The sequence below is a fragment of the uncultured Fenollaria sp. genome (genome assembly GCF_934202865.1).
GTDB lineage: Bacteria > Bacillota > Clostridia > Tissierellales > Peptoniphilaceae > Fenollaria.
On the sequence record NZ_CAKPYL010000013.1, the window covers coordinates 1 to 24808 of the forward strand.

Consider the following 24808-nt stretch of genomic DNA (forward strand, 5'->3'; position numbering starts at 1 on the left):
CTTGTCTGATGCGTCCAAAACGTCAAAGTCGTCGCCTTCAATATGGATTTCATTTCTTTTTCTATTTGGCTTATAAGTTTTTTCGCCTTTCTTTTCACCAACAGCGTTAAGAAGTTTTAGCGCTTCTTCTTCATCGATCTTGCCGTCCTTTAACATTTTAAGGATCATAATTTTTTCTTCTGACATTTTAAACCTCCTTTAGTTCTAAAAGCATTTTTTCTGCTTCACTACTTGTTATTGTACCGCTATTTAAGAGCTCAAGTATTTCTTTTTCGCTAGTCGAACTCTTTTGATCAGAGATGATCTCGTTGATTTGATCGAGCTTTTTAATTACAGTGGGGTAGGATATACCCAAAGCCCTTTCGATCTCTTTAATATTGCCTCTTTTTAATAAGAAAGTTTTGATAAAGTCAATCTGCTCGCTATTAAGCTTGTAGAATGAGTTGTTCTCGAACCTTCCTTCTATAGTCGTGTTGCAATTGTCACAAACTAATCTTTCTATGTATAGTTTTGAGCCGCAAACAGGACATTCATTTAATGCTTTATTAATCATAGCGTCCTCCTTTATTAAGATTATACATCTATACTTTAAATATGTCAATATATTTTTGAAAATATTTTAAAAATATTTATTATTTACTTAAAAATATTAATATAAAAATAAAAAAATTAATGTTGGACATCTTGCAGCTTATTTGATATAATAAAAAAGGTGAGAAAATGAATTTGTTTGATATGGAAAGAGAAAAAAATTTAAAATTATCTCAAAACTTAGCTGAACGCTTTAGACCAAAGAGCCTCGATGACTACATTGGTCAAGAGAAGGTACTTAATAAAAACTCTTTTCTATACAAGGCGATAAAGGCCGACAGACTTCCTTCGCTTATACTCTATGGACCTGCAGGCACTGGTAAGACTTCACTTGCAAACGTTATTGCTAACACTAGTAAGTCGAATTTCATAAAGATTAGTGCCGTGGGTAGCGGCGTAAGCGATTTAAAGAAGGCAGTTGAAGAGGCCAAAAGGCTTTTAGAGGAGAATAAAAAGACCATACTCTTCGTAGACGAGATACATAGGTTTAACAAGGCTCAGCAAGATTTTCTGCTTCCATACGTTGAAGATTCGACCGTCACGCTCATAGGTGCAACGACTGAAAATCCATACTTCGAGGTCAATAGCGCACTTATATCGAGATGCTTCATAATAAGGCTTGAAAAGATGAGTGAGGAAGACTTAACTCAGCTTGCTAAGAAAGCCTTATCTGACGAGGTCAATGGACTTGCTTCACTAAAGGCGAGCATAGATGACGACGCACTTGAGTATCTAGTTAGAATTTCTAATGGCGACGCAAGAAACATGCTAAACTTTTTAGAGATAGCTGTTTTAAGTCAAGATCCAGAAGCTGATATGACTAGGCATATTAAGTACGAGGACGTCAAGGGACTAGTCTTTGAAAGAGCACACTCCTACGATAAGAGCTCAACCATGCACTACGACACAATCTCAGCCTTTATTAAGAGCATGAGAGGCTCGGATCCAGATGCGACAGTCTTTTACTTAGCTCATATGCTAAATAATGGCGAGGACCCATTATTCATAGCGAGACGTATAGTGATATTCGCTTCAGAAGACATAGGGCTTGCTGATCCAAATGCACAAACGCTTGCGACATCAGCTTTTTACGCGGTTAGGGCCATCGGCATGCCAGAAGCTCGTATCATTTTGAGTAACGCAGCCATCTACATGGCACTCGCCGATAAGAATAACTCGACCTATGTCGCCATTAACAAGGCGATGGCGGATGTTGATAAGATCAAAGAATTCCAAATTCCTCTGCACATAAGGGACGCTCACAACAATGACAAGAAGGTCTTTGGTGATCACGCGGACTACAAGTATCCGCACAATTATAAGGACAAAAAACCTGAGCAAAATTATTTGCCTGAGGGTTTAGAAGATAAAAAGTATTTTAATAATAATTAAGGAGGTCAACAAATGAAAGTTGGTATTAATGGTTTTGGTAGAATTGGTAGAGATGTAGCTAGGATTCTAGTTGAAGAAAACAACGGTCTAGAATTAGCTCACATCAATGCTTCAGGTGATTTAAAGACGCTTGCGCATCTATTTAGAAATGATTCTCTATATGGTAGATTATCAGTTTCTTGTGAAGCTTGTGAAGATGGCTTTATGATCGATGGCAAGAAGGTTACAAACACTCAATTTAGAGATCCAGCAGAAATTCCTTGGAAGGACTATGGCGTAGACATCGTTATCGACTCTACTGGAGCATTTAAAAACAACGAAACTCTTTACAAACACATTGACAAGGGCGGAGCAAAGAAAGTTATTTTAACTGCACCTGCAAAGGGCGAAATCGATAAAACTATAGTTATGGGTGTAAATGAAAAAGAATATGACAAGACTAAACACAATGTAATCAGTAACGCATCTTGTACAACAAACTGTCTTGCTCCATTAACAAAGGTTATTGAAGATAATTTCGGCATCAAGAGAGGTCTTATGACAACTATCCACGCTTACACTTCTGACCAAGTTTTACTTGACCACAAGCACAAAGACATCAGAAGAGCAAGAGCGGCAGCTATGTCTATGGTTCCTACAACAACAGGAGCAGCAAAGGCAGTTGCTTTAGTTATTCCATCACTAAAGGATAAATTAACAGGATACGCAGTTAGAGTGCCAGTTCCAACAGTTTCTCTTACAGACGTTGTTTTTGAATTAAATAAAGACGTTACTAAGGAAGAAATCAATGAAGCTGTTAAAAAAGCTAGTGAAAATGAATTAAAGGGCATACTTGAATACGCCCAAGAAGAACTTGTTTCTGTTGACTACGTTGGTGACAGACACTCATCAATCTTCGATCCATTCTTAACTTTAGTTATCGATGGCAATTTAGTAAAAGTAGTTTCTTGGTATGACAACGAATATGGTTACAGCCACAGAGTAGTTGACCTAGCAAAATACATTGCTGATCAAGAATAGTTATTATAAAAGGAAAAGATAATGAAAAAAACATTAAAAGATTATAATTTTGATGACAAAACAGTTTTATTGAGATGTGATTTCAACGTGCCAATGAAGGACGGCGTTATCACTGACAATAAACGTATATACGAGTCACTTCCTACTATCAAGCACCTTCTAGACAACGGTGCAAAAGTGATAATGATGAGCCACTTGGGTAGACCAAAGGGCGAATACAATTTAAAATTCACACTAGAAGCAGTTAAGGAAGAGATAAAAAAACTTTTAGGAAGAGATGTAAAATTCATCTCTTGCCCTGAAGTGGTTAATGATGAAGTTAAAGAAGCAGCTAAAAATCTTAAAAAAGGCGAAGTTCTTTTACTAGAAAATACTAGATTTAGAAAAGAAGAAGAAAAATGCGACGAAGCCTTTTCTAAAGAGCTAGCAGATCTTGCAGATATCTACGTTAATGACGCTTTCGGCACTTCACACAGAGCTCACGCATCAAACGTTGGTGTAAGTAAATTTTTACCATCGGCATTGGGCTTCTTAGTTGAAAAAGAAATGAATATCATGGCAAAAGAGCTTGATGAACCTAAGCATCCATTCATAGCTATACTTGGTGGATCAAAGGTTTCTGACAAGATTGGCGTAATTGAAAATCTATTAAATAAGGCTGATAAGATACTTATAGGCGGCGCTATGGCATTTACATTCTTAAAGGCGAAGGGCATAAATGTAGGCAAGAGCTTAGTTGAAGACGACAAGCTAGAACTTGCACTTGAACTATTAAAAAAGGCTGATGCAAAGAAAGTTGACTTGGTATTACCAGTTGACGCTATATGCGCTAAAGAAATAAAGGAAGACGCTGAAGCTGAATGCTTTGAAGTAAATCATATACCAGAAGATATGATGGGTCTTGACATAGGACCAGAAACTATTGATGTATTTACTAAAAAGTTATTAGGCACAAAGACTATAGTATGGAACGGACCTATGGGCGTTTTTGAAATGGATAAATTTAAGAATGGTACTAACGCCATTGCTAAGGCACTTGCAAACTCTGATGCGACAACTATTGTCGGCGGAGGAGATAGTGCAAGCGCTGTTCAAAAAGCTGGCTACGAAGAAAAGATCACACATGTATCGACTGGCGGCGGCGCTTCACTTGAACTAATGGAAGGAAAGGTACTTCCTGGCATAGCTGCTATAAATGATAAATAAGGAGACAAATTTGAGAAAATTTTTACTTGCTGCAAATTGGAAGATGAATATGGACGTTAAAGAGACTGAAGGCTTTTTCAAGGACTTGAGCCTAAAGCCAAATGACTCGTATGACGTTTATGTCGCAGTTCCATTTACAGATATTTATTTAGCAAATAAAACTAAAAAATATAATGAGATCAAGATAGGTGCTCAAAACATCTACTTTGAAGACAAAGGTGCCTTTACTGGCGAGATCAGTACTTCTATGATTAAGTCATGTGGAGCAGACTTTGTTATCATCGGTCATTCAGAAAGAAGAGAGATTTTCGGCGAGTGCGATGAGATGATTAATAAAAAAGTTTTGAAGGCGATTGAAGACGATGTAGAAGTAATTCTATGCGTTGGTGAGACTTTGTCTGAAAGAGAAGATGGAAAGCACTTTGAAAAGATTGAAAAACAATTAAAGGCTGATTTAGTGAGCGTAGACGCAGCTAAATTAGATAGCTTCGCGATCGCTTACGAACCAATCTGGGCTATAGGCACTGGCAAGAGCGCTTCTAAGGAAGATGCTGAAGAGATGTGCCGCTTCGTTAGAGAAAAAGTTAAGGCGATGAACCCAAATCTTGAAGCAAAGTTAAGAGTCTTGTATGGCGGCAGCGTTAAAGAGGCAAACGCAGCTGAATTAGCTAAAGAAGAAAACATAGATGGTTTCTTAATTGGCGGCGCTTCACTAAAGACTGAGTCTTTTGAAGCCATTGCTAAGGAGATATAAGATGTCAAAGGCTATATTAATAATATTAGATGGTTTCGGAATTGGCAGAGATAACGATGCAAACGCTGTATATAGAGCCAAGACGCCTACTATAGATAAGTTATTTAAAGACTGTCCTCACGCAAAATTACAGGCGAGCGGCGAATATGTTGGCCTACCTGATGGACAGATGGGTAACTCTGAAGTTGGTCACTTAAATATAGGCTCAGGAAGAGTTGTTTATCAAGACCTATCACTTATCAATAGAGATATAAAAACTGGAGACTTCTTTAAAAAAGAAGAATTTCTTAAGGCGATAGAGCACGCAAAGAAAAATAATACAAATCTTCATCTTATGGGCCTACTAAGCTATGGCGGCGTTCACTCGCACATTGATCATATCAAAGCGCTTCTTGATTTATGCAAAAAAGAGGGCATAGGCGAAAGAACTTATCTACACGCAATTCTAGACGGAAGAGACGTTGATATACACTCGGGCGAGAGCGATGTGAGCGAAATTATTGCTTATATGAAAAAAATTTCTTGTGGCAAGCTAGCATCCATAAGCGGCAGATACTATGCCATGGATAGAGACAAGCGTTATGATAGGACAGAGAAGTATTATAATATTGTAACTAGCAAGGATCCTGAACTTGTTTCAGATGATGCTATAGAAACGATTAAAAAATCATACGAAGAAGATGTAACTGATGAATTTATTTTGCCATGTGCTATAAAAAACGATGGTGAAGTCACAGAAATAAAGTCTGGTGACAGCATTATCTTTATTAATTTTAGACCGGATAGGGCTAGACAGATTACAGATGCTTTCACTAACAAAGACTTTGCTGGTTTTGATAGAAAGTTTTTAGATGATATATATTATGTTTGCATGACTAATTACGACTCGAGCTTTAAGAACGTTCATATCGCTTATGGCGATGAGACTATAGTCAATACACTTGGTGAAGTAATTTCAAAACATGGACTAAAGCAGCTACGTATAGCTGAAACAGAAAAGTACGCTCATGTAACATACTTTTTCAATGGCGGTCGTGAAGAAAAATTCTCTGGTGAAGACAGAATTTTAATCAATTCACCAAAGGTAGCCACATACGATTTACAGCCTGAGATGAGCGCTTATGAGCTAACAGATAAGCTAGTGGATGTTATTGGGGATTATGATTTAATTATATTGAACTACGCAAACACAGACATGGTCGGACACACGGGCGTTGTTCCAGCCATAATCAAAGCTGTAGAAACGGTTGATACTTGTCTTGCAAAGCTATTAGCAAAGGCAAAGGAATGTGGCTTTACTGCTATAATCACAGCGGATCACGGTAACTGCGAGGCAATGTTTGATGATGAGGGTAAACCAATCACATCGCACACAACAAATCCAGTCCCTGTAATACTTTTTAACGACGGAAAGCATAAGCTTAAAGATGGCGTGCTAGCTGATTTAGCGCCATCACTATTAGATATAGTAAATAAAGAAAAGCCAAAAGAAATGACAGGCGAGAGCCTATTGGTATCGGAGGAATAAAATGAGTAGAATTATTGATGTATTTGCTATGGAAGTCTTAGATTCAAGATCTAACCCAACTGTAGAAGTAACAGTTTTAGCTGAATCAGGAGCAATTGGATCAGCTATAGTCCCATCAGGAGCATCTACTGGCGAACACGAAGCCGTAGAACTTAGAGATGGCGACCCAAAGAGATACGCTAAGAAAGGCGTGTTAAAAGCAGTTGACAACGTAAATAACGTTATCGCACCAGAAATTTTTGATATGGAAGTAACAGATCAAGTATCAATCGATAAAATGATGATAAATCTTGACGGAACAGAAAATAAGGGTAAACTTGGCGCAAACGCTATACTTGGCGTTTCACTAGCAGTTGCTAAATGCGCTGCCAATGAGTTAAATATGCCTCTTTATAGATATATAGGCGGAACAAACGCAAAAGTTTTACCAGTACCTATGATGAACATTTTAAATGGTGGTCAACACGCTGATAACAACGTAGATATACAAGAGTTTATGATTATGCCAATAGGCGCAGAAACATTTAGAGATGCGCTTAGAATGGGCTCAGAAGTTTATCACAGCTTAAAGAATGTTCTTAAAGAAAGAAAATTAGCTACAGGCGTTGGCGACGAAGGTGGTTATGCACCAGACCTATCAAGCAATGAAGAAGCTATCGAAACAATTATCGAAGCTATAGAAAAAGCTGGCTACGAAGCAGGCAAGGACATCTACCTAGCTCTTGACGTTGCTGCGAGCGAATTATATAACGCAGATACTAAGAAATATTACTTAAAGAGCGATAACGCAGAGCTAACAGATGAAGAAATGATTGACTACTACGAAAAATTAGTTAATAAGTATCCACTATACTCAATCGAAGACGGCTTAGATGAAAACGATTGGGACGGCTGGAAGAAATTAACTGAAAGATTAGGTGACAAGATTCAATTAGTTGGTGATGACCTTTATGTTACAAATACAAAGAGAATCAAAAAAGGTATTGAGACTCACACAGCTAATTCAGTACTAATCAAGCTTAACCAAATCGGTACACTTACTGAAACTATCGAAGCAATCGAAATGGCTCACAGAAATCATTACACAGCAGTTATTTCACACAGATCAGGCGAAACAGAAGATACAACTATCGCAGACCTATCAGTTGCACTAAACACTGGACAAATCAAAACAGGTGCGCCAGCTAGATCTGAAAGAGTTGCTAAATATAATCAATTACTAAGAATTGAGTACATGCTTGACGACACAGCTGTTTACGCTGGAAAAAGCATATTAAGAAAATAATTTAATAAATATTTTTATTTAGGATGGGCCCCATGCTCATCCTATTTTTTTTATCTGAAGAAGGCCATTGACATAGTGGCAAGGCCATTATTAATAGCAAGGCAAAAACGATTTTTGCAAAAGTCCTTTCACGCGCAAATCGATATTTGCACTTCTATAAACGTGGCCCGAAATGAATTAAGCATAAATCGAAGTAAATGAGAAAAAATCATTGCAAAATAAATGCTCTTGTGGTAAAATAGATATGTTATAAGAGAGAATGGAGGTGTGTGTATGAATTACGTATTGTATGCACTAGTTGCGATTTCAGCTTTAGTATTAACTATATCAGTAGCAGCTACTGAGGGAGACGATCAAGGCTTACAAGCATTGGGCGGAGCTGAAAGCATTTGGGGTTCTAAAAATCCTACAAGAAATGTTCTTTTAAAAAGAATAACTACAGTTTCATCGGTTGTGTTTATGGTAACAACTTTGATATTAGCAGCTTTATAATAATAAAATAGGAGGAAGAAATGGACAAAATTTTAATCATAGCTCCTATAGTTGGAGTTATAGCACTATTATTTGCTTTAGTTAAAGCTCTTTATGTTTCTAAGCAAGAAGCTGGAAACGACAGAATGAAAGAGATAGCTGGCTACATTCAAGAAGGTGCTCTTGCATTTTTGACTAGAGAATACAAATATTTAGCAATATTCATTGTTGTATTATTTGCAATTCTTGCTCTATTAATCAACATCGGTACTGCCGTTTGTTATTTAATAGGTGCGGTATTCTCAATCTGTGCTGGTTACATCGGTATGACAGTAGCTACTAAGGCTAACGTAAGAACTGCAAACGCAGCTAAGGAAAGCGGTATGGGCAAGGCTCTAAACGTTGCTTTCTCAGGCGGTACTGTTATGGGTATGTGCGTTGTAGGTCTAGGTTTACTAGGTACTAGCATTGTTTGGATGATATTCAAAGACGCTAACATCGTTACAGGCTTCGGTCTAGGTGCTTCATCAATCGCTTTATTCGCAAGAGTTGGTGGCGGTATCTATACAAAGGCTGCAGACGTTGGTGCTGACTTAGTTGGTAAGGTTGAAGCTGGTATTCCAGAAGACGACCCAAGAAACCCAGCTGTTATCGCTGATAACGTTGGTGATAACGTTGGTGACGTTGCTGGTATGGGCGCTGACTTATTTGAATCATATGTTGGAGCTATAATCTCAGCTATCACTTTAGGTGCACTAGCATTTAGCGACAACGGTATTGCATTTGCACTAGCTCTATGCTCAGTTGGTATCGTTTCATCAATCATAGGTACATTATTTGTAAAAGGCGACAAGAACCCTCAAAAAGCACTTGATATGGCTACTTGGGGAAGTTCAATAATCACTATAATCGCTTCTTACTTCTTATCTACAAAGATATTAGGCTCAATCCAACCATTCTATGCTATAGTAGCAGGTGTTGTTGTTGGATTAATCATAGCAAAAGTTACTGAATATTATACAGCTGCTGAATATAAGCCAGTTCAAAAAGTTGCTGAAGAATCAGAAACAGGCGCTTCAACAAACATTATCGCTGGTCTATCAGTTGGTATGATGTCAACAGCTATCCCAATGATAGTTATTTCAATAGGTATATTAGCTGCATTCTTCTTAGCAGGCGGAGCAGCAAGCCCAGTTAATGGTCTTTACGGAATTTCACTTGCAGCAGTAGGTTTACTAGCAACAGCTGCTACAACTATTGCAGTTGACGCATACGGACCAGTTGCTGATAACGCTGGTGGTATCGCTGAAATGTGCGGACTTCCAGAAAGCGTAAGAGACATTACAGATAAGCTAGACTCAGTTGGTAACACAACAGCAGCAGTTGGTAAAGGTTTTGCCATCGCTTCAGCTGCACTTACAGCTCTAGCACTATTCGCTTCATATACACAAGCAGTTGGACTTGAAAAGATCGACTTAACAAATCCATTGACAATAGCAGGTGTCTTCATAGGCGGTATGCTACCATTCTTATTCTCATCATTAACTATGGATGCAGTTGGTAAAGCTGCTAACCAAATGATTGAAGAAGTTAGAAGACAATTTAAATCCATCCCTGGTATCATGGAAGGAACTGCAAAACCTGATTACGGCAAATGCGTAGATATTTCTACTAAGGCAGCTCTTAAGGAAATGGTTATCCCAGGACTTCTAGCTGTTGTATGCCCAGTACTTGTTGGTGTACTTCTAGGAACAGAAGCTCTAGGCGGTCTACTTGCTGGTTCATTAGTAACAGGTGTTCTAATGGCGATCTTCATGTCAAACGCAGGTGGAGCTTGGGACAATGCTAAAAAGTATATTGAATCAGGTGTTCATGGTGGAAAGGGTTCAGATGCTCACAAGGCAGCAGTAACAGGAGATACTGTTGGTGACCCATTCAAGGATACATCAGGACCATCTCTAAATATACTAATTAAATTAATGACAATAGTAGCATTAGTATTTGCACAAGTATTTGTTAGCTACGGTGGACTTATTATAAAATAAGATAAAATTGTAATTGGACTCCCCTTGATTTTAATCAGCGATGCTATTAAATAAGGGGAGCTTCATTTATAATATAGGTGATTTTATGGAAATAACGATTGACAATATTAAAATTAATTACATAATTGAAGGTGAGTCAGAAAAGCCTGTACTTATACTTCATGGCTGGGGCGCATCTATCGAAGCAGTTATTGGTATAGTGAACGCTTTGAAGGATACAAGAAAAGTTATTGCCATAGATTTACCAGGTCATGGCAAGTCGTCTGAACCAGATAGAGTTTTTGGTGGAGAGGACTATGCAAACATTGTTAAGGCCTTTGTAGAGGAGCTCGGTATTGAGAAATTTGACGCGATTGGTCACAGCTTTGGCGGCAAGACCTTGATACAAATCGCTTCTGAAGGCTATGAAAGACTTGATAAGATGGTTCTTATCGATGCATCGGGAATACTTCCTAAGAGAAGTCTTTCATATTACTTAAAAGTTTATACATATAAATTCTTTAAAAAGTTTTACAGGCTAATCTTTTTTTACAAGAGTGAAGAAGAGCTAATGAAAAAGCTTTCAAAGAAATTTGGCTCTGATGACTACAAAAATACAAGTGGCATCATGAGAAAGACCTTCGTCAAGGTCGTTAACGAGTCTCTTCTTGATAAGCTAGAGCTTATTGAGAATGATACTCTTATATTGTGGGGCAAAAATGACGATACAACTCCATTATATATGGGTAAAATAATGAATGAGAAGATAAAAAATTCTGCTCTGGTTGAGCTTGAGGGCGGACACTTCTCTTATGCAGATGATTATCAAATATTCACACGCGTAATTAGATCTTATCTTAGTAAGGAGGAACTATGATAGCTATATTTATATTCTTGCCAATATTATTAACAGTTTTAATATATATACACTCTTTGGCGTATTTCCAAATAATGCAATTAAATATGTATATCTCAAGTGAGTACGAAGCTTGGCTTAAAAATTTTGGCTGGTTTAAAAATTCATTAAAGAAAATAAAACCGGGAGATAAAAAGCCGCTTGTTTTTACTGATAGGATGAAGAGAATGATGAAGATATTTGCTTTATTTAACACTCTTATCATGTTTACTTCAATCATTGTTTATTTATTATTCGGCGAAAAAATTGCTCTAGCATATTTATTGGTACTTGCTTTTATTTTGTACATCATAAGAGCAAGGAGCGTTAAGTGCGCAAATATATTAGCACTACCGATTGAAAATAAAATCAATCACGGTTTTTACGTTGAGGCGCAAAATAAAATTAAAAAAGAAAAAGAAAATAAATTAAAAGTTGTTGGAATAACTGGTAGCTATGGCAAAACATCTACAAAACTTGTTTTAAATGATATAGTGAAAAATAATCTTAAGACATATGCTACACCAAGCTCTTTTAATACACCTATGGGTATATCAAAGGTAATCAACAATGAGCTCGAGAGCGGAACTGAAGTTTTCATCTCTGAGCTTGGGGCAAGATATGTGGGCGAGATAAAAGAGGTAGCTGAGCTAGTTATGCCAGACATAGCCATAATCACAAACATCGGCCCATGTCACATAGAAACATTTGGCTCTATGGAAAACATTATCAAGACTAAGTTTGAGCTGATTGATACGCTTAAGGAAGGCGGCCTTGCTATATTTAACTACGACAATCCATATATCAAAGAAAAGGCAGCTGAAGTCAAGACTAGAAAGGTTTACATCTCGCTTGAAGATGATGCTTGCGATTACTTTGCTAAGGACATAAGCGTCGGTGAGTTTGGTACTGAATTTACTCTTATATACAAAAATAAAGAGTACAAGCTAAAGACAAAATTACTTGGTAAGCACAATATTTACAATGTACTTTTATCTGCGGCTGCGGCTCATGAGCTAGGTATGTCCATGGAAGAGATAGTTAAAGCGGTTCTTGATGTTAATCAAGTTGAGCATAGACTATCACTTGTAGAAAATCCAAATAAGCTCATCATCATAGACGATGCGTTTAACAGTAACCCAAGCGGTGCACAAGCAGCCCTTGATGTAGTCGCTGAGTTTAAAGAGGGAAAGAAGATAGTTATCTCACCGGGCATGGTTGAGCTAGGAGATTTACAATACGATGAAAATAAAAACTTCGGTAAAAATGCTGCAGCTGTTGTAGATCACTTCATCATAGTTTCAGAAGTGAATAAAAAAGCAATTAGAGATGGCCTCGTTGAAGGCGGACTTGATGAAACAAAGATACATGAAGCGGCAAGTTTAGAGGATGCACAATTAGTTTTACAAAAAATATGTCAAGCAGGCGACGTGATATTATTCGAAAACGATTTGCCTGATAATTATTAGGAGTTGATAGAATGCTAAAAGTAGGCGTTATATTTGGCGGAAGAAGCGTTGAACATGAAGTATCGGTTATTACAGGTATGCAAGTAATTGAGAACATGGATAAAGAAAAGTTCCTTCCAATCCCAATCTATATTACAAAAGAAGGCAAGTGGCTAAGCTCTGAAGCCTTCAAAAATTTTAAGACATTTAAAGATGGTGACTTTAGTTCAGCTAAGAACGTTATGCTTGGCTGTGACTATGGCGATTTTAATCTTTATATAAATCCTGAATCAAAGTCTATGTTTGATAAAAAAGTTTACGAGACATTAGACTTGGTTTTCTTTGCTCTTCACGGAACCAATGGTGAGGACGGCTCATGCCAAGGACTTGTAGAAACAGTTGGCCTTCCATATACAGGTACTAACGTTTTAAGCTCCTCAGTCGGAATGGACAAGGTTATAATGAAGGACGTTTATAGAGCCAATGGTCTTCCTGTAGTTAATTACAGATATTATTATAGAAGCAAGTGGAGAAGCTCTAAAGAAGAAGTCATGGCAGATATTGAAAAGAATTTAACTTATCCATTATTTATAAAGCCATCAAACCTTGGCTCATCCATCGGCATATCGAAGGTTAAGAACAAGGACAATCTTGAAGAAGCTTTGATGATAGCCTTTAGTTATGACAAAAAAGTCATAGTTGAAGAATCAGTTGAAAACGCAAGAGAAATTAACTGCGCTGTCATGGGCTACGAAGAAAATGTAGAAACATCAGAGCTAGAAGAGCCACTAGATTTCAAAGAACTATTAACATTTGACGATAAATACGTATCAAATAAAAAGACTCCTGGAACAAAAACAATGAGAAATTTACTTAAGAAGGACGAGCCACTAAGAGACGAGCTAGAAAGCTTAGCTACAAAGGCGTTTACATCCATTGACGCGGCAGGTAATGCCAGAGTCGATTTACTTGTATCTAAGGACACTGGCAAAATCTATATCAATGAGATAAATACAATACCTGGTTCGGTTGCCTTCTACTTATGGGAGCCTAAAGGATATTCGTTTAAAGATCTTATAACAAAGATGCTTGAGATAGCTCAAGCAGTTGATACTATGAGAAAAGAAACTGTTTACTCATATGACGCTGAGCTCTTTAAACGTATTCAATACGGAAAGAAATTATAGGTGATAAAATGAAAATTAGGGAACTTGTAATGAATTATTTCAATAGCGAGGATTATGTTCCTCAAAGCAAGAAGGAATTATTAAGAACTTTTAAGATTAATAAAAAAGATAAGAGGATGTTTGAAAAACTACTTAAGTCATTAGAGAAGGATAAAAAGATTATTTGCAGTAACAATAAATATTACACTTACAATAGTTCCCGCATTATTACAGGAAAGTATGAGGCTAATAAGCGCGGCTTTGGTTTTGTTATCGGCGAAGACTTTGACGTCTTCATTAGATTTGAAAATTCGATGTATGCGATGGACTCTGATGAGGTCTGCGCAGTCATCACAGATAAGAAGCCTGATGGCAACTACGAAGGCAAGATCATTAAGATACTTAATAGAGCAACTAAGAGAGTCGTTGGAACTTATCAAGACAATGACAGCTTTGGCTTTATTACTTGTGACGATGTCAAGATAGTCTACGACATCTTTGTTAATAAAAGCGCTTCGAAAGGCGCAAAGCATGGCGACAAGGTAGTTGCAGAGATTATTAAGTATCCAGACAAAAATAAAAATCCGGAGGGAAGGGTCGTTGAAATCATCGGTAAGATTGATGATCCAGGCATAGACATCACTTCGATAATCAAGTCATATGAGCTTAGAGAATATTTTCCGAATAGAGTTAAAGATGAATTAGAAGAGATAAATTATGAGATAGATTCTGAGGAGATAGCCCGCAGAGTCGATTACAGAGACCTGCTTACGATAACTATAGACGGCGTTGACTCAAAGGACTTGGATGACGCCATCAGCGTAGTGAAAAATAATGATAAATATACATTGTACGTACACATCGCTGACGTAGCGCACTATGTTAGGGAGCGCACTTACTTAGATAAGGAAGCTTATTTAAGAGGCAACTCCTACTATCTTCTTGATAGAGTGCTTCCAATGCTACCAAAGGAGCTATCGAATGGTATTTGCTCACTTAATCCAAATGAGGACAGATTAACTCTTTCAGTCAGGATGGACATAGATAAAAACGGTGAAGTGCTTAGCCATAAGATATCTGAAGCAATAATTAATTCTGATTATAGGCTTAACTACCCACAAGTTTCAGATTTTCTAGAAGGAAAGAAGAAGGCTGAAGAGCTTGGACTTGAAGGGCTAGAAGATACTCTTAAGAATATGGAAGAGCTAATGCATATTCTTAATGAAAAGAGAAATAAAAGAGGCAATATTGACTTTGATATAGTTGAGACGAAGGTCGTTTTAGATGAGAAAGGCAAAGTTATAGACATAAGGCCAGATGAAAGGCGCGTCGCTAACAAGATCATAGAAGAGTTTATGATAGCTGCGAATGAAACTGTGGCTAAAGATTATTTTATGAAGGACATACCATTCGTCTACAGAGTGCATGAGAAGCCAAAGAGGGAAAAGATGTTCTACCTTTCTGAGTTTTTGAAACGCTTCGAGCTATACATCAATCCAGACAATGTCACTTCGGCTGATATAGCGAATGTACTTAATGAGCTTAAGGGCAAAAAAGAGTCGGAGCTGATCTCAAACATCATTCTTAGAACTATGCAAAAGGCGAGATACACTTATGAAGAGCTCGGTCACTTCGGCCTTGCATCAAAGTATTATTCACATTTCACATCGCCAATCAGAAGATACTCAGACCTTATTATTCACAGAATTATTAAAGATTTTATGAATGGCAGACTTAAGGAAAGCAAAATTGTCTACTACGAAAAGAATCTTGACCAAATCACAAAACACATTTCTGAGACAGAGCTAGTTCAAGAAAAGGCAGAGCGCGATATAGTTCAAATGAAGTGCGCTGAGTACATGCAAGACAAGATTGGAAATGTATATGTCGGAAAAGTTTCTTCACTAACATCATTTGGTGTATATGTTATGCTTGAGAACACTATTGAGGGACTATGTCACTTCTCAAATATGGACGATGACTTCTATTACTTTGACGAAACAGAATACAAAGTCATTGGCAAAGACTCACTAAATGAATACAAGATAGGCATGAAAGTCAGAGTGGCAGTACTTGACGCATCGAAAGAGACGAGAACTATAGATTTTAAAATTCTTGGAGTGGTTGAATGAAAGATGAAGATATAAAAGTTGTAGCCAATAATAAAAAGGCGAGACATGATTATTTTATAGAAAAGATATATGAAGCAGGCTTGGTGCTTAAGGGAACTGAAGTTAAATCCATAAGACAGGGCAGAGTGAACCTAAAGGAGAGCTACGTCATCGTGAAAGATGGCGAGGTCTTCGTCTTTGGTATGCATATAAGTCCTTATAAAGAAGGCAACATTTTTAACGAAGACCCATTAAGAACGAGAAAGCTATTGTTAAATAAAAATGAAATTAGAAAGATCTCTCAGGACGTAAAGCTAGCAGGATCTACTGTAGTTCCCTTAAGACTATACTTTAAGAATGGCAGAGCCAAGCTAGAGATAGCACTTGCAAAAGGTAAAAAGCTTTATGACAAGAGAGAGAGTCAAAGAGAAAGAGATATTAAGAGAAGTCTTGATAGGAAGTATAAAATTTAGGAGGTAAGCGATGAAGATCGGCGAGTCAAGAGAAAATTATTTAGAGATGATATTGATGCTACAAAACAAAGGCATTAAAGTTAGAAGCACAGACGTTGCTAAAGCCCTTGATTTTTCTAAGCCAAGTGTAAGTAGAGCAGTTGGTATACTAAAAGAAGACGGATACATCGAGGTTCAAGACGACGGCGAGCTAACATTTACAAAGGAAGGCGAAAAGCTAGCAAAACTTGTATATGACAGACACTGCACACTTAGAGCGTTCTTTGAAAGCATTGGCGTTGACACAGAGACAGCAAACGATGATGCTTGTAGAGTCGAACACGTTATTAGCCAAGTTACATTTGACAAGATAAAGGAATTAGTCAATAAAGATAATGAATAATATACTAGATAGATTAAACACGAGACAGAGGGAAGCTGTTTTATATAACAGCGGTCCCTTATTAATCATGGCCGGAGCTGGATCAGGTAAGACAAGAGTAGTTACTTACAAGATTGCCTTTCTTATTGAGAATGGTCTTGCGAACGAAAACGAAATACTTGCTATAACATTTACGAACAAGGCGGCTAAAGAGATGAAAGATAGGGTAGCGTCCTTCTTAGATAAAGACGTAAGCCCAATGTGGATAGGCACTTTTCACTCGATAGCGCTTAGGCTGCTTAGGCGCCACGCAAACCTTGTTGGCTACACAAACAGCTTCACCATATATGATAGAGACAATCAAATAACACTTATTAAAGACATACTAAAGGAGCTTGAACTAGACCCAAAGACTTATGTTCCATCATACTTCATAGCGTTAATATCAAATTTAAAGATGCAAAACATGGACGCAGATGAATATGAAAGCATTTCTGATAGCTATAGAAAGAAAACTGATGCTGAGGTTTATAGACGCTATCAAAAGAAGATGCTTGAGTACGATGCGATGGATTTTGATGATATGATAGTAAATTGCGTAAGACTTTTAGAAGAAAATGAAGACGTAAGGCAAATCTATCAAGAGAGATTTAAGTACGTTTTTGTTGATGAGTACCAAGATACAAACTACATGCAATATAAGATGGCAAAGTTATTCTCAGATATGTACAAAAACATCTGCGTGGTTGGTGACGCCGACCAAAGCATATATGGCTGGAGAGGCGCTGACATTAGAAACATCTTAAACTTCGAAAAAGATTATAAAAATGTCAAGACCATACTACTTGAGCAAAACTATAGATCTACTAAGAATATATTAAAGGCCGCGAACAATATTATCAAGAACAATGACGAGAGAAAAGACAAGAATCTTTGGACTGATAATCAAGATGGAGATGATATATACTGCTACATAACACAAAGCAATGTCGAAGAGAGTTACTTTGTAGCGCAAAAGATAAAAGAGCTATTAGATGAGGGTTATAATGAGAGCGACATCGCCATTCTATATAGAACAAACGCTCAATCGAGATCCTTTGAAGATATGTTCTTGAAGTTTGGAATTAAATATAATATTGTTGGCGGAGTAAAGTTCTACGACAGAAAAGAGATTAAGGACATACTTGCCTACTTTAAATTTTTAGATAACACAAACGATTTTATCTCGCTTAAGAGAATCATCAATACTCCAAAGAGAGGTATCGGTGATAAAAGCGTTGAGAGTATCACGAGTGATATGCTTAGTAAAAACATTAGTCTTTATGATGCTCTATCCATTAGCACGAATAAAAAGATAAAAGACTTTTATGATACGATTGAATCAATCAGAAAGCTTAAGGACAATGTGACTTTGTCGGAGCTATACGATTTAGTCCTTGATAAAACTGATTATTTAAACGCACTTGAGAGAGAAAATACCGTTGAAGCGAGAACTAGGATAGAAAACTTAGATGAGTTTAGAAACCTTTTACTTGACTATGAAGATAATTACGATGAGATTACTCTTAAGGACTTCTTAGGAGAAATATCACTCTTAACTGACCTTGACAAGACTGAAGACAAGGGCGGCGACGCTGTAACCATGATTACTATGCATAGTGCTAAGGGCCTTGAGTATAACATAGTTTTCGTTGTTGGCATGGAAGATGGTCTCTTCCCAAGCGAAAGAGCCATCGAAGAAGGCAGTTTAGAAGAGGAGAGAAGACTTTGCTACGTTGCTTTAACAAGGGCAATGAAAAAACTATTCTTAAGTTTAGCAAAGGAAAGAAGAGTTTACGGACAAAGCATAATCTCAAAGCCGTCGAGGTTCATTGATGAGGCAGAGGAAGCAATCAAAGTAGTTAACTATAGATCAGATAAGTTTGATGAGAGACCTATACTTGAAAACACTAGCATCAATAAGAGTATTCACCAAAACCACGGCTTTGACAAAACTGTTTCACGTTTTAAATCATATACGGGTAATGACGGCACTTCAAGTGACAAAAAAGACATCAAGGCAGGCGACAAGATTAAGCACAAAGCCTTTGGCGAAGGCATGGTTGTCTCTGTCAATGGCAAGAATCTTACTATAAGTTTTCCAAATAAAGGTATTAAAATTTTAAATATTGATTTTGCACCAATAAAAAGGATAGATTGATATGAATAGAATGGAAGAATTAATCAAGAAGCTTGAGGAATACAACTACCACTACTATGTTCTCGACGACCCAATAGTTTCTGATAAAGAATATGACAAGCTATATGACGAGCTAGTGAAGCTTGAGAATGAGACAGGCGTTCACTTGCCGTACTCACCAACTCAAAGGGTCGGCGACGCAATACTTGATAAGTTTGTTAAGCACACTCATCTTGGAAGGCTTTGGAGCCTTGATAAAGCTCAAAGCTTTGACGCGCTTAGAGATTGGCACGCGAGAAACCTTCGCTTCATAGATACTTACAATAGCACTCATAGCGAGAAACTGCCAAGTCCTGAGTATATACTTGAATATAAGTTCGATGGTCTTACCATTAACCTAACATACGATGAAGGCATTTTGCAAATGGGGGCAACAAGGGGCAATGGTGAAGTCGGCGAAGAGATTTACGAGCAAGTCCTAACGATAAAGTCGATACCCTTAAGAGTTAATTACAAGGGCAAGTTTGAGGTACAAGGCGAGGGGCTTATGCCACTATCCAAGCTTGAGGAGTATAATGAAAAGAATGAGACTCAGCTAAAGAACGCGAGAAACGCGGCGGCTGGCGCACTTCGTAACCTTGATGTCAAAGAGACTGAAAAGAGGCACTTAATCACTTATCTATACAATATTGCTTACATAGAAGGCAAAGAATTTAAATCGCAAGAGGAGATAGTCGCTTTTATAAAAGATAATGCGATGCCAGTTTCAAAATATCATAAAAAGTTTACGGATATAGAAGAGCTTTTAAAAGAGATAGACGCGCAAAAAGAAGAAAGACTTAAAGAGGACTTCCTTACAGATGGCATGGTTATCAAGATAAACGACGTTAAAACGCAAAAGCTAATGGGTTATACAAACAAGTTCCCGCGCTTTGCGATTGCATATAAGTTCGAGGCACTTGAAACATCTACTAGAATCATAGGCGTTGAGTGGAACGTCGGTAGAAGCGCGAAAGTTACGCCAACTGCACTACTTGAGCCAGTTGACATAGGCGGCGTTACTATAAAGAGGGCGACGCTTAATAATTTGGATGACATCAAGAGAAAGAACGTTCATTTAAACGAAAGAGTCTTGATTAGAAGATCAAATGACGTTATTCCTGAGATTATGGGCCCACTAAAAACAGATGAAGAAGTTTATGATATAGAGCAGCCAGAATTTTGCCCGTATTGTCACAGCAAACTTTATAAAGAGGGCGTTCATTATTTTTGTCCGAATACCTTGGGATGTAAACCGCAGCTAGTCAAAACAATCGTTCACTTCGCTTCGAAAGAGGCCATGAACATAGATGGCTTCAGTGAAAAAACTGCAGAACTATTCCTAGAAAAGCTAAATATTGACCAAGTATCAATGCTTTACGACCTAAAGGAAGAGGACCTACTTAAGCTAGAAGGCTTTAAAGAGAAAAAAGCAAATAATATAATAAGTTCTATACAAAATTCAAAGACGGTGGAGCTTAAAAATTTTATTTATGCTCTATCCATTGCCAATGTTGGCGTTAAGACAAGCAGGGACCTTGCTGAGCATTACAAAACTGTAGATAATTTCTTAAATGCGAGCTTTGACGACTTAGTTGCCATCGAGGACGTAGGCGAGATAACTGCTAATGAAATAGTTTCATTTTTAACAGACGAAACAAGTAAAAAGTCTATACAAAGTTTATTTGACCACGGCATAAAAGTTTTAGACGTAGAAGATAGCGGCGATAAATCACTCGAAGGACTTAAGTTTGTCTTGACAGGAACCTTAGAAAATTACACTCGTGATGAATTAAAAAATATACTTGAAGACAAGGGCGCTAAGGTACAAGGCTCTGTCTCATCAAAGACAGACTACGTAGTTGTTGGCGAAAACCCTGGTTCAAAATTTGATAAAGCAAAGACTTTAAATATAAAGATACTATACGAAAATGATTTGAAGGAGTTGATATGATGGAGAAGAAGGACATCGAAAATCTATGTTACACAGCTAGACTTGCCATCGACGAGTCGGACATGGATGCATTCACCAAAAAATTTAACGATATAATCAAAATGATATCTGTTGTTAACGAACTTGATGATAAGGACATTCCGAAGACTTATCAAGTTAATGAGTACAAGGAGAGCTTATTAAGCAAGGACGAAGTCGACAGTGAATACTCATTATCAAAAGAGGACGCGCTTAAGAATGCGCCTGAAGAAAAATTTGGCTTCTTCAAACTAAAGAGAGTAGTAGAAGGGTAGTTATAGGTGTTATTTATGGATATTACGAATTTAAAAGCATGGCAGCTAAAAGAAAAAATCGCTAATAAAGAGCTAAAAGTTTCAGAGATAATAGAAGCCTTTATCAATAGAAGCAAAGATATAGACAAAGATATCAACTCATTCATATCAGATGACTATGAAGGAGCACTAGCAAAGGCAAAGTCACTAGATGAGAAAGACCCAAGTGGCAAGTTATTTGGACTACCAATAGGCATTAAGGATAATATCTCTGTTAAGGGTATGAAAAATACTTGTGCATCAAAGATACTAGAAAATTACGAAGCTGTTTTTGATGCGAATTGTACAAAGCATATCAAGGATGAGAATGGTATTATTATAGGCAAATTAAATATGGACCAATTTGCTATGGGTGGCTCAAACGAAACATCATACTTCGGTCCAGTTCATAACCCGCTTGATCTAAAGAGAGTGCCAGGCGGCTCATCAGGCGGATCAGCCGCAGCAGTTTCATCAAGACAAGTACCTCTTAGCCTAGGTACAGACACAGGTGGATCCGTTAGACAACCCGCAAGCTATTGCGCTTGCGTTGGATTTAAGCCAAGCTATGGAACAGTCTCAAGAAATGGAGTTGTATCTCTATCAAATACACTTGACCAAGTATCAACATTTGCAAATGATGTAAAGGACGTAGCACTTATCACAAGTGCCATCGCTCATAAGGATCACAGAGACCTAACAAGTCTTTCCAATCCTATTGACGAAATTACTTACACATATGACGACGCCATCAAGTATTTAAAAACACTTAAAGTTGGCGTGCCAAAAGAAGTTCTAGCAGATGAAAAAGATGATGAAGTCGAAAAAGCCTATAGAGATAGCATCAAACTACTTAAGGACAATGGCGTAGAAATCGTTGAGATAGATCTTAAGGATCTTAAATACGCTGTTGCAACATACTACATCATCATGAATGCTGAAGCAAGCTCAAATCTATCAAGGTTCGACGGCGTGAAATATGGTCTTAGAGACTTTGACGCAGAAAGTCTTGAAGAGATGTATATTAAGACGAGAGCAGAAGGCTTTGGCCCAGAAGTAAAGAGAAGAATACTATTTGGCACATATATATTAAGTCAAGATAAGGACAGCGACTACTTCCAAAACGCATTAAAGGCAAGAACACTTCTTATAAATGATTTTAAACAAGCATTTAAAATGGTGGATACCATCTTGGTACCTACATCACCTGTAATGCCATTTGAAATTGGAACAAATATTAACGATCCAATAAAGATGTATAACGCAGACAAATACACAGTTCCCGTTAATATCGCTGGTAACTGCGCTATATCTGTGCCAAGTACTAAAGAATATAAATTAAATCCTGGTATGGAATTTATCTGTGACAATTTAGAAGACAATAAGCTTATAAAGATTGCTTATGCTTATGAAGGGTTGGTGAAGTAGATGGCTTACAAAACTATAATCGGGCTTGAGATACACGTCGAGCTAAAGACAAAGACAAAGATGTTCTGTCACTGCAAAAACGAATTCGGCGAAGAAGCAAACACAAACGTTTGCCCTATATGCCTAGGACTTCCAGGAGCTTTGCCACAAGTGAATGAAGAGGCAATCAATTACGCAATCAAGGCAGGACTTGCAATGAACTGCAATATACATCAACACACTAGATTCGATAGGAAGAGCTACTTCTACGCAGACCTTGTTAAAGGCTACCAAATCACACAAGATGAGCTACCTCTATGCTACGAAGGTTATGTCAATATCGAAGACGAAGACGGCAATGACAAAAAGATCAGACTAATTAGGATACACGTTGAAGAAGATACAGGTAAGTCACTTCACACAGACAAGGGAGAAACACTTCTTGATTACAATAGAAGCGGCGTCCCTCTTATAGAGATAGTTACCTATCCAGACATGAACTCAGCTAAAGAAGCGAGAGAGTTTTTGGAAAAACTTAAGGCAACAGTCATCTACCTAGGCGTATCCGATGGTAAGATGGAAGAGGGCTCATTAAGATGCGACGTTAATGTCAATGTAGTCGACACAGAAACTGGCGTTAAGACAAACATCTCAGAAATTAAAAACATTGGTTCATTCAGAGGCGTTGAAAAAGCCATAGATTTTGAAGTCTCAAGACACATCGCTCTTCTTGAAAAAGGAGAAAACACTAAAAAAGAAACAAGGAGATGGGATGAACTTAAGGGCGAATCCATCTTGATGAGAGAAAAGATTAAAGCAAATGACTATAGATACGCGCCAGATGGCGACATACCGCCAATGGATATATCAGATGAAATGATAGACGCCGTTAGAAAAGAAATGCCAGAATTGCCAGATGAAAAAGTTGCTAGACTAATGAAAGACTACGGCGTAAGTAAAGACGATGCTAAGACACTTAGCCTTGATGTGAGCCTTGCAAATTATTATGAAGAGCTTGCAAAGAAAGTTGGCGACAACGCTCTAGCGCTTAACTGGCTATTAGGCGACGTACTAAGAAGACTTAAAGAAGATAACAAGAGCGTAGATCAAATGCCATTTGCAATAGAAGACCTAGAAAAACTACTTACACTTGTTAAGACAAATAAGATTAATAACAACGCTGGAAAGAAAGTTTTACAAGAGATGTTTAAGGCACCAGAAGACCCTGAAGCCATAGTCAAGAGGCTTGGACTAGTTCAAGTAACAGACGAAGGAGCCATAGAAGCAGTAGTCGATAAAGTTCTTGAAGCAAATCCACAATCAATCGAAGACTTTAAGAATGGTAAGAGTAGAGCCTTTGGTTTCTTAGTTGGACAAGTAATGAAAGAGATGAAAGGCAAGGGCAACCCACAAATAATTAATGAACTACTAAACAAGAAACTAAATTAATAGTTTATAGTATAGCGTGAAAGGCACAGCAAGAGCTGTGTCTTTTTATGCGCTCGGAACAATAGTATCGAGAAAAAATTGAATTAGACAATATATGAAGAACAAAGATAGATAAACTTTAACATAATACTTGACAAAACAAAGTAAAAGAGTTATACTTAAATTAGAATAAATATTCAAGTATGAATATTTATTTGAAAGAGAAAATCTATAATGAAAGGAGAGAATGAACATGAATTTTTCTGAAAGCGAATTAACGGTATTAGAACTACTGTGGGATGGTGAATGCTTAGACGAAAACGGAGAGATTATGGCATCAAACTTATCAAAGATACTTACAGAAAAGTATGGCTGGTCGAAAAGCTCTAACTATACATTCATAAGTAGACTGCTTGAAAAAGGAGCTATCACAAGAAGGTATCCTAAGTATACACTAAAGCCTGTAGTAACAAGAGAAGAAGTAGGTACTGCTCAAACAGAGGAAGTTTTAAACAATGTATTTAATGGATCTTTAATTAATCTTGTTTCAGCTTTCATGACAGAGAAAAAAGTAAGCAAAAAAGAATTAGAAGAGATGAGAAAAATTATAGAAGACTTTAATGAAAGCGATAATTAGCAAAATGCTTGAAATTATAAAAGTTACATCATTAGATAAATGTTTTACAAGCTTTTTTTTAATAGCAATGATACTGTTTGTCAGAAAATCATTAAATTCAAAAAGTATAAAATCTGCAAGTGTGATAC

The 24808-nt window shown here is 37.3% G+C and carries 22 protein-coding genes; 20 read left to right on the plus strand and 2 right to left on the minus strand.

Going from position 1 to position 24808, the window contains the following annotated elements:
* Both Q0E71_RS02610 and Q0E71_RS02615 read right to left on the minus strand, forming a co-directional pair.
* On the minus strand, positions 1-186 hold a 186-nt coding region (locus Q0E71_RS02610; protein ID WP_294795706.1), incomplete at its 3' end, for an SHOCT-like domain-containing protein.
* A gap of 1 nt (position 187) precedes the next feature.
* Positions 188-553, minus strand: a complete 366-nt coding sequence (locus Q0E71_RS02615) for a DUF2089 domain-containing protein (RefSeq protein WP_196792486.1) — start codon at positions 551-553, stop codon at positions 188-190.
* A gap of 167 nt (positions 554-720) precedes the next feature.
* Here Q0E71_RS02615 and Q0E71_RS02620 point away from each other — a divergent pair, with 167 nt between their 5' ends.
* From Q0E71_RS02620 to Q0E71_RS02715, 20 genes are all read left to right on the plus strand, one after another.
* The gene (locus tag Q0E71_RS02620; protein WP_294795711.1) at positions 721-1983 is read left to right on the plus strand and encodes a replication-associated recombination protein A; all 1263 of its coding nucleotides are present in this window, start codon (positions 721-723) and stop codon (positions 1981-1983) included.
* Between the two features lie 12 nt (positions 1984-1995).
* The gene (gap, locus tag Q0E71_RS02625; protein WP_294795714.1) at positions 1996-3003 is read left to right on the plus strand and encodes a type I glyceraldehyde-3-phosphate dehydrogenase; all 1008 of its coding nucleotides are present in this window, start codon (positions 1996-1998) and stop codon (positions 3001-3003) included.
* 21 nt (positions 3004-3024) lie between these two features.
* Positions 3025-4209 (plus strand): phosphoglycerate kinase, encoded by a 1185-nt coding sequence (gene pgk / locus Q0E71_RS02630; protein WP_294795716.1) that lies wholly within the window; start codon positions 3025-3027, stop codon positions 4207-4209.
* A 10-nt stretch (positions 4210-4219) separates the two neighbouring features.
* Positions 4220-4963: a triose-phosphate isomerase gene (tpiA, locus tag Q0E71_RS02635; protein WP_294795718.1), complete on the plus strand. Its 744-nt coding sequence runs from the start codon at positions 4220-4222 to the stop codon at positions 4961-4963.
* A gap of 1 nt (position 4964) precedes the next feature.
* A complete protein-coding gene (gene gpmI / locus Q0E71_RS02640) occupies positions 4965-6491 on the plus strand; it encodes a 2,3-bisphosphoglycerate-independent phosphoglycerate mutase (RefSeq protein WP_294795720.1) in 1527 nt (508 codons plus the stop codon).
* Between the two features lies 1 nt (position 6492).
* Complete coding sequence (gene eno / locus Q0E71_RS02645) at positions 6493-7776, plus strand: phosphopyruvate hydratase (RefSeq protein ID WP_294795722.1); 1284 nt, start codon at positions 6493-6495, stop codon at positions 7774-7776.
* 273 nt (positions 7777-8049) lie between these two features.
* Complete coding sequence (gene secG, locus Q0E71_RS02650) at positions 8050-8268, plus strand: preprotein translocase subunit SecG (RefSeq protein ID WP_294795724.1); 219 nt, start codon at positions 8050-8052, stop codon at positions 8266-8268.
* Between the two features lie 20 nt (positions 8269-8288).
* Positions 8289-10292, plus strand: coding sequence for a sodium-translocating pyrophosphatase (locus Q0E71_RS02655; RefSeq protein WP_294795726.1), 2004 nt, complete (start codon positions 8289-8291; stop codon positions 10290-10292).
* Between the two features lie 85 nt (positions 10293-10377).
* A complete protein-coding gene (locus tag Q0E71_RS02660; protein WP_294795728.1) occupies positions 10378-11148 on the plus strand; it encodes an alpha/beta fold hydrolase in 771 nt (256 codons plus the stop codon).
* Entirely contained in the window at positions 11145-12635 is a 1491-nt protein-coding gene (murF, locus tag Q0E71_RS02665; RefSeq protein WP_294795730.1) for a UDP-N-acetylmuramoyl-tripeptide--D-alanyl-D-alanine ligase, read from the plus strand. The genes Q0E71_RS02660 and murF overlap by 4 nt, the downstream gene beginning before the upstream one ends.
* Before the next feature lie 11 nt (positions 12636-12646).
* The gene (locus tag Q0E71_RS02670; protein WP_294795732.1) at positions 12647-13801 is read left to right on the plus strand and encodes a D-alanine--D-alanine ligase family protein; all 1155 of its coding nucleotides are present in this window, start codon (positions 12647-12649) and stop codon (positions 13799-13801) included.
* A gap of 8 nt (positions 13802-13809) precedes the next feature.
* A complete protein-coding gene (gene rnr / locus Q0E71_RS02675) occupies positions 13810-15912 on the plus strand; it encodes a ribonuclease R (protein WP_294795734.1) in 2103 nt (700 codons plus the stop codon).
* The gene (gene smpB / locus Q0E71_RS02680) at positions 15909-16364 is read left to right on the plus strand and encodes an SsrA-binding protein SmpB (RefSeq protein WP_294795736.1); all 456 of its coding nucleotides are present in this window, start codon (positions 15909-15911) and stop codon (positions 16362-16364) included. Before rnr ends, smpB begins: the two co-directional genes overlap by 4 nt.
* A 10-nt stretch (positions 16365-16374) precedes the next feature.
* The gene (locus Q0E71_RS02685; RefSeq protein ID WP_294795738.1) at positions 16375-16746 is read left to right on the plus strand and encodes a metal-dependent transcriptional regulator; all 372 of its coding nucleotides are present in this window, start codon (positions 16375-16377) and stop codon (positions 16744-16746) included.
* Entirely contained in the window at positions 16739-18925 is a 2187-nt protein-coding gene (locus Q0E71_RS02690; protein ID WP_294795740.1) for an ATP-dependent helicase, read from the plus strand. The genes Q0E71_RS02685 and Q0E71_RS02690 overlap by 8 nt, the downstream gene beginning before the upstream one ends.
* A 1-nt stretch (position 18926) precedes the next feature.
* The gene (ligA, locus tag Q0E71_RS02695) at positions 18927-20897 is read left to right on the plus strand and encodes an NAD-dependent DNA ligase LigA (RefSeq protein ID WP_294795742.1); all 1971 of its coding nucleotides are present in this window, start codon (positions 18927-18929) and stop codon (positions 20895-20897) included.
* On the plus strand, positions 20894-21190 hold the full coding sequence (gene gatC, locus Q0E71_RS02700) for an Asp-tRNA(Asn)/Glu-tRNA(Gln) amidotransferase subunit GatC (RefSeq protein WP_082244095.1): 297 nt from the start codon (positions 20894-20896) through the stop codon (positions 21188-21190). Before ligA ends, gatC begins: the two co-directional genes overlap by 4 nt.
* Before the next feature lie 15 nt (positions 21191-21205).
* Positions 21206-22636 carry an Asp-tRNA(Asn)/Glu-tRNA(Gln) amidotransferase subunit GatA gene (gene gatA / locus Q0E71_RS02705; RefSeq protein ID WP_294795744.1) on the plus strand — a complete coding sequence of 477 codons (1431 nt, stop codon included), beginning with the start codon at positions 21206-21208 and terminating at the stop codon, positions 22634-22636.
* The gene (gene gatB / locus Q0E71_RS02710; protein ID WP_294795746.1) at positions 22637-24064 is read left to right on the plus strand and encodes an Asp-tRNA(Asn)/Glu-tRNA(Gln) amidotransferase subunit GatB; all 1428 of its coding nucleotides are present in this window, start codon (positions 22637-22639) and stop codon (positions 24062-24064) included.
* Positions 24065-24296: 232 nt separating this feature from the next.
* The gene (locus Q0E71_RS02715) at positions 24297-24680 is read left to right on the plus strand and encodes a BlaI/MecI/CopY family transcriptional regulator (protein WP_294795748.1); all 384 of its coding nucleotides are present in this window, start codon (positions 24297-24299) and stop codon (positions 24678-24680) included.
* Positions 24681-24808: the final 128 nt, after the last annotated feature.

What these genes read in the sequence shown, in the direction of transcription:
- Q0E71_RS02670 (WP_294795732.1), top strand. Translation starts at nt 12,647, where the DNA reads ATGCTAAAAGTAGGCGTTATATTTGGCGGAAGAAGCGTTGAACATGAA.
- Q0E71_RS02715 (WP_294795748.1), top strand. Translation starts at nt 24,297, where the DNA reads ATGAATTTTTCTGAAAGCGAATTAACGGTATTAGAACTACTGTGGGAT.
- secG (WP_294795724.1), top strand. Translation starts at nt 8,050, where the DNA reads ATGAATTACGTATTGTATGCACTAGTTGCGATTTCAGCTTTAGTATTA.
- Q0E71_RS02685 (WP_294795738.1), top strand. Translation starts at nt 16,375, where the DNA reads ATGAAGATCGGCGAGTCAAGAGAAAATTATTTAGAGATGATATTGATG.
- gatC (WP_082244095.1), top strand. Translation starts at nt 20,894, where the DNA reads ATGATGGAGAAGAAGGACATCGAAAATCTATGTTACACAGCTAGACTT.
- Q0E71_RS02615 (WP_196792486.1), bottom strand. Translation starts at nt 553, where the DNA reads ATGATTAATAAAGCATTAAATGAATGTCCTGTTTGCGGCTCAAAACTA.
- Q0E71_RS02620 (WP_294795711.1), top strand. Translation starts at nt 721, where the DNA reads ATGAATTTGTTTGATATGGAAAGAGAAAAAAATTTAAAATTATCTCAA.
- murF (WP_294795730.1), top strand. Translation starts at nt 11,145, where the DNA reads ATGATAGCTATATTTATATTCTTGCCAATATTATTAACAGTTTTAATA.
- ligA (WP_294795742.1), top strand. Translation starts at nt 18,927, where the DNA reads ATGAATAGAATGGAAGAATTAATCAAGAAGCTTGAGGAATACAACTAC.
- gap (WP_294795714.1), top strand. Translation starts at nt 1,996, where the DNA reads ATGAAAGTTGGTATTAATGGTTTTGGTAGAATTGGTAGAGATGTAGCT.
- rnr (WP_294795734.1), top strand. Translation starts at nt 13,810, where the DNA reads ATGAAAATTAGGGAACTTGTAATGAATTATTTCAATAGCGAGGATTAT.
- Q0E71_RS02655 (WP_294795726.1), top strand. Translation starts at nt 8,289, where the DNA reads ATGGACAAAATTTTAATCATAGCTCCTATAGTTGGAGTTATAGCACTA.
- Q0E71_RS02660 (WP_294795728.1), top strand. Translation starts at nt 10,378, where the DNA reads ATGGAAATAACGATTGACAATATTAAAATTAATTACATAATTGAAGGT.
- smpB (WP_294795736.1), top strand. Translation starts at nt 15,909, where the DNA reads ATGAAAGATGAAGATATAAAAGTTGTAGCCAATAATAAAAAGGCGAGA.
- gatA (WP_294795744.1), top strand. Translation starts at nt 21,206, where the DNA reads ATGGATATTACGAATTTAAAAGCATGGCAGCTAAAAGAAAAAATCGCT.
- gatB (WP_294795746.1), top strand. Translation starts at nt 22,637, where the DNA reads ATGGCTTACAAAACTATAATCGGGCTTGAGATACACGTCGAGCTAAAG.
- eno (WP_294795722.1), top strand. Translation starts at nt 6,493, where the DNA reads ATGAGTAGAATTATTGATGTATTTGCTATGGAAGTCTTAGATTCAAGA.
- gpmI (WP_294795720.1), top strand. Translation starts at nt 4,965, where the DNA reads ATGTCAAAGGCTATATTAATAATATTAGATGGTTTCGGAATTGGCAGA.
- pgk (WP_294795716.1), top strand. Translation starts at nt 3,025, where the DNA reads ATGAAAAAAACATTAAAAGATTATAATTTTGATGACAAAACAGTTTTA.
- Q0E71_RS02690 (WP_294795740.1), top strand. Translation starts at nt 16,739, where the DNA reads ATGAATAATATACTAGATAGATTAAACACGAGACAGAGGGAAGCTGTT.